We start from the raw sequence: 1,263 nt of genomic DNA, 5'->3' as shown, positions 1-1,263 counted from the left end.
GCGACTTCGGCAGGCCGGTACGTGACCCGGTCGGGTGATGCCGTGACGTCGGGAGAACCTGCCCGGTTGCGGCGACGTCCTGTGGGGCATGAAGCCGACCAGGGATGTGCACGTGGCCGAGCCGGGTCTGCTCGTGGTGGACCTTGCGGCTGCCGATGACGACACGGCGTTCGCCATGCAGAACGCGATTGCCCGGAGGTGGGCCACCGCGCCGGCCGAGCACGTCACACGCCAGCCCGGGGAGCAGGGTGCGCGGCTGCGCTGTTACGTGGACCTGCGCCAAGAAACTCGCTGCTCCTGAAAACTCCGCGGGGCGATGACCAGACAGCCGGCAACCGTGCCGGCCCATGCACAGGGGAAACCGCCGGCCCTGTGCAGCCGGTCGGCTCGTGGGCCCGGCCGGGCTGTGCACGAGGCCCGTCCGCCGGGACCAAGGTCGGATGGTTCCAGGACCCGGAGCCGGACTCCGTCCGGCTGTCGGCGCACGCGAGAATCCGCTGTTCCTGCGTGACGGTGCGTGCCCGTCGGTTGATGCGGCAACTAGGCTGGTGCGTCCGCAGGTGGGGTGTCTGGAGTGCGTGGGGCGGGGGCCGTGCGCGGGGGAGGGGAGAGCGGTGCGCCTTTCAAAGGTCAGGATCGTGAATTTCCGGAATTTTCGGGATCTGGTGATTGATCCTTTCCCGACTCCTGCGGTGATCGTAGGGGAGAACGGGGTTGGCAAGAGCAATCTGCTGTACGCGCTGCGCCTGGTCCTCGACCCGGACCTGTCCAACCGGTGGCGCAGACTCCAGGCCGACGACATCCATGACAGTGCGCCGCCCTTGCCTCAAGGAGTCGAGGTCAGGGTCGAAGCCGAGCTAGCCGACTTCGACGATGATGACGACGCCATCGCGACCCTCGACGGCGCGATCATCACCGAGGACGGGCAGCCCCGCGTCGCCCGGCTGACCTATCTGTTCCAGCCCAAGCTGGCAGTCGGTGCAGTCTTCGGCGCCCAGCCCAGCGAGCCGCTGACGCCCGACGACTACTCCTGGACCATCTACGGCGGCGACGATGCGGGCGTCGACATGCGCCACGCCAAGGAATACGTCCCGTTGTCCGTGCTGCCCGCCCTGCGCGACGCCGAGGGCGACTTCTCCCGCGCCGACCGCAGCCCCCTGGTCCGGCTGCTGCGCGAGCGGCCCCCGGCCCCCGACATCGTCGCCTCCACTCTGGACGCCCTGAAACAGGCCCGCAACCAGCTGGCCCAGGACGCCTCCATGC

The 1,263-nt window shown here is 69.2% G+C and carries 2 protein-coding genes; both read left to right on the top strand.

Going from position 1 to position 1,263, the window contains the following annotated elements; all coding sequences use genetic code 11:
- Positions 1–88 precede the first annotated feature (88 nt).
- Complete coding sequence (locus ACFW2E_RS47170; protein WP_384478417.1) at positions 89–301, top strand: DUF6207 family protein; 213 nt, start codon at positions 89–91, stop codon at positions 299–301.
- 46 nt (positions 302–347) lie between these two features.
- Positions 348–1,263, top strand: a 916-nt coding sequence (locus ACFW2E_RS47165) for an ATP-dependent endonuclease (RefSeq protein WP_384478414.1), incomplete at its 3' end; no start/stop codon positions are given.

It is taken from the genome of Streptomyces sp. NPDC058964, assembly GCF_042741275.1.
In the GTDB taxonomy this organism is placed as follows: domain Bacteria; phylum Actinomycetota; class Actinomycetes; order Streptomycetales; family Streptomycetaceae; genus Streptomyces.
This window is presented reverse-complemented; position numbering and strand designations above follow the sequence as displayed.

Coding starts and splice junctions, on each gene's coding strand:
- ACFW2E_RS47170 (WP_384478417.1), top strand. CDS start 89: ATGAAGCCGACCAGGGATGTGCACGTGGCCGAGCCGGGTCTGCTCGTG.